Source organism: Acinetobacter sp. YH01005, from assembly GCF_013420465.1.
Classification (GTDB): Bacteria; Pseudomonadota; Gammaproteobacteria; order Pseudomonadales; family Moraxellaceae; genus Acinetobacter; species Acinetobacter amyesii.
In genome coordinates, this window is the sequence record NZ_VOYA01000054.1 from 1 (window position 1) to 3,524 (window position 3,524).

Genomic DNA, 3,524 nt, shown 5'->3' on the forward strand with positions numbered 1-3,524 from the left:
GTAAATTTTCAGCGTTGCTGGCTCCCCGTCAGCCGGATTGGGTTGCATCGCAGGGGTGTCGAAAGAGTCAACTGCGGTCCAAAGCTGTTGGACTTGGGTGAAAAGGGCGTTTATTCTTCCTATACGTCGATCGATTGAATGAAGGACATATACAATCATTTCTCCGACATTTGGTTATGGAGCGAAAAGTTTCAATATCTTATCAAAACCAGGCAATCAATGCGATTAAGTTTTATTACGAACGTGTTTTGGGTGGACAACGGAAAACATATTTCATCGAAAGACCAAAAAAAGAAAAAACACTTCCTGTTGTGATGAGTGAAGAAGAAACCATTCGGGTACTACGCGCTATTGAAAACGTGAAACACAAGGCTATTCTGATGACTATTTATTCGGCAGGTTTGCGCATTTCTGAATGTATAAACCTGAAAATAAAAGACATTGACTCCAAGCGCATGCAAATTCGTATAGAACAGTCAAAAGGAAAAAGAGATCGTTATACCATTTTATCTGAGAAAACATTAATTATTTTAAGAACATACTTTATGGAATATAAACCAAAAGATTATTTATTTGAAGGTCAAAAAGGTGGCGCATACTCAAGCCGAAGTATTCAAAACATTTTTAAAGCAGCTGTTTTAAAAGCAAAGATTCAAAAGGAAGTTACTGTACATACCTTACGACATAGCTTTGCAACGCATTTGCTTGAGAATGGTACGAGTTTACGTTATATTCAATCGTTGTTAGGTCATTCAAGCAGTAAAACAACTGAGGTTTATACACATATTACCACCAAGGGAATGGAACAATTAAAAAGTCCGATGGATTTGTTAGATATATAGAAAGGATTTGTATATTTGAGCAAAACTTAACAAAAAGCACTATGAATATAAATCCTTTTGAGAGAGTAGAAACGAACGGTAAACGGTTGAAAACGGATTTGTCACTGATAATGAAAGGTTTAGCAAAATAAGATATAGTGGATATATACGCCATTTGGCGTATAGCCACTTGTTATGTGCCATTTTTGAATGACAATGCGAATAGATACGGACAAACAAATGAATTTACTTAGTGATAAGAACGTTGCAATAATTGGTGGTGGACCCGTTGGACTGACTATGGCAAAATTATTACAGCAAAACGGCATAGACGTTTCAGTTTACGAAAGAGACAACGACCGAGAGGCAAGAATTTTTGGTGGAACCCTTGACCTACACAAAGGTTCAGGTCAGGAAGCAATGAAAAAAGCGGGATTGTTACAAACTTATTATGACTTAGCCTTACCAATGGGTGTAAATATTGCTGATGAAAAAGGCAATATTTTATCCACAAAAAATGTAAAGCCCGAAAATCGATTTGACAATCCTGAAATAAACAGAAATGACTTAAGGGCTATCTTGTTGAATAGTTTAGAAAACGACACGGTTATTTGGGATAGAAAACTTGTTATGCTTGAACCTGGTAAGAAGAAGTGGACACTAACTTTTGAGAATAAACCGAGTGAAACAGCAGATTTGGTTATTCTTGCCAATGGTGGAATGTCGAAAATAAGGAGCTTTGTTACCGACACGCAAGTTGAAGAAACCGGTACTTTCAACATCCAAGCTGATATTCTTCAACCGGAAATAAACTGTCCCGGATTTTTTCAGCTATGCAACGGCAACCGATTAATGGCGGGACATCAGGGCATTTTATTGTTTGCCAATCCCAATAATAATGGTGCATTGTATTTAGGAATTAGTTTTAAAACGCCCGATGAATGGAAAAATAAAATTCCCTTAGATTTTCAGGACAGAAACAGCGTTGCCGATTTTTTATTGAAAAGATTTTCCAAATGGAGTGAAGTTTACAAACAATTAATACGTTCGGTATCAACATTTCAATGCTTGCCCACAAGGAAATTTCCTTTGAACAATGATTGGAAAAGTAACCGTCCATTACCCATAACAATGATTGGCGATGCTGCTCATTTGATGTCGCCTTTTGCAGGACAGGGTGTAAATACGGGATTATTGGATGCTTTGATATTGTCTGAAAACCTTACAAACGGAGAATTTACAAGTATTGAAAATGCCATCGAAAACTACGAACAACAAATGTTTGTTTATGCAAAAGATACGCAGGACGAATCGACAGAAAACGAAACCGAAATGTTTAGTCCCAATTTTTCGTTTCAAAAATTATTGAATCTATAAACAGTAAGAAAAAACGGCTACTAACAAGCAGTTTTGCAATAGTGGGGCAGAAGTGCAAAATTGAACTTGTGTGCTTCTATCAACTTTTGTACATTAGCTGCCAGTTTAAGATGGGTGCATTTGAGTATGCCCAAAGGAGCCCGCAAGTATGCGCAGGACGAAGCCAGTAGCCGCGCCGATGGTGGCGCGGGTCTATCTGCGCGTCAGCACCGACGCGCAGGACTTGGAACGCCAAGAGGCGATCACTACGGCCGCGAAGGCCGCCGGCTACTACGTCGCCGGCATCTACCGTGAGAAGGCATCCGGCGCACGCGCCGACCGGCCTGAGCTGCTGCGCATGATCGGCGACCTACAGCCCGGCGAGGTGGTCATTGCCGAGAAGATCGACCGCATCAGCCGCCTACCTTTGCCCGAGGCCGAGCGCCTGGTGGCCTCGATACAGGCCAAAGGCGCACGCCTGGCCGTCCCTGGCGTGGTCGATCTATCCGACCTGGCGGCCGAGGCCCAGGGCGTCGCCAAGATCGTGCTGGAAGCCGTGCAGATCATGCTTTTTCGCCTGGCCTTGCAGATGGCCCGCGACGACTACGAGGACAGGCGCGAACGCCAGCGCCAAGGCATTGAGTTGGCCCGCCAGGCCGGGCGGTACAAGGGCCGCCGTGCTGATCCGAAGCGCCGCGCCCAAGTTGTCGCGCTGCGCAAGTCCGGCTACAGCATCAACAAGACCGCCGAGCTGGCCGGGTACAGTGCGGCCCAGGTGAAACGGATATGGGCCGAGGTCAGCCAGGCCGAAGCGAAGCAGCACGGCGCGTTCGTGGAGGACGCATTGACGGAAGCCGATGCCCTGGCCGCTGTCGGCCAGGATGAGCGCCAGGAGGAAAGGGCATGAAGAAGCCGAACCAAGACGACGAGCCGTTTTTCATCACCGAGGAGATTGCGGCCGAAATGATCGCCGGCGGCTATGAGTTCGAGCTGCCGCCCATTCCTTGCACCATCCGCCTACGCGACGTGCTGGAGCGCATGACCGATGCTGAGCTAGCATTGCAGCCGGGCGAGATCGCCGACCAGGAGCGTGAACGCTGCCGGCGCAAGCCGTGTTCAACCTCATGATCTGGTCATGGTATTTTTCATGGCACTGAGCCTGATAGTTCTTGCAAATTGTTGTCACTAAAGGGTTTTGTGTGCTTGTTTACAATCGAGTGGGAGTGACGGGCACTGGCTGGCAATGTCTAGCAACGGCAGGCATTTCGGCTGAGGGTAAAAGAACTTTCCGCTAAGCGATAGACTGTATGTAAACACAGTATTGCAAGGACGCGGAACATGCCTCAT

General features: G+C 45.5%; 4 protein-coding genes. All 4 read left to right on the top strand.

Annotation, left to right across the window (positions count from 1 at the left end; all coding sequences use genetic code 11):
* Positions 1-176: 176 nt before the first annotated feature.
* Positions 177-842 carry a tyrosine-type recombinase/integrase gene (locus tag FTT72_RS15950; RefSeq protein ID WP_015060916.1) on the top strand — a complete coding sequence of 222 codons (666 nt, stop codon included), beginning with the start codon at positions 177-179 and terminating at the stop codon, positions 840-842.
* A gap of 189 nt (positions 843-1,031) precedes the next feature.
* A complete protein-coding gene (locus FTT72_RS15955; protein WP_024160783.1) occupies positions 1,032-2,198 on the top strand; it encodes a tetracycline-inactivating monooxygenase Tet(X3) in 1,167 nt (388 codons plus the stop codon).
* A gap of 148 nt (positions 2,199-2,346) precedes the next feature.
* Positions 2,347-3,084 carry a recombinase family protein gene (locus tag FTT72_RS15960; protein WP_001366550.1) on the top strand — a complete coding sequence of 246 codons (738 nt, stop codon included), beginning with the start codon at positions 2,347-2,349 and terminating at the stop codon, positions 3,082-3,084.
* Positions 3,081-3,305 carry a hypothetical protein gene (locus FTT72_RS15965; RefSeq protein ID WP_000743213.1) on the top strand — a complete coding sequence of 75 codons (225 nt, stop codon included), beginning with the start codon at positions 3,081-3,083 and terminating at the stop codon, positions 3,303-3,305. The genes FTT72_RS15960 and FTT72_RS15965 overlap by 4 nt, the downstream gene beginning before the upstream one ends.
* Positions 3,306-3,524 lie beyond the last annotated feature (219 nt).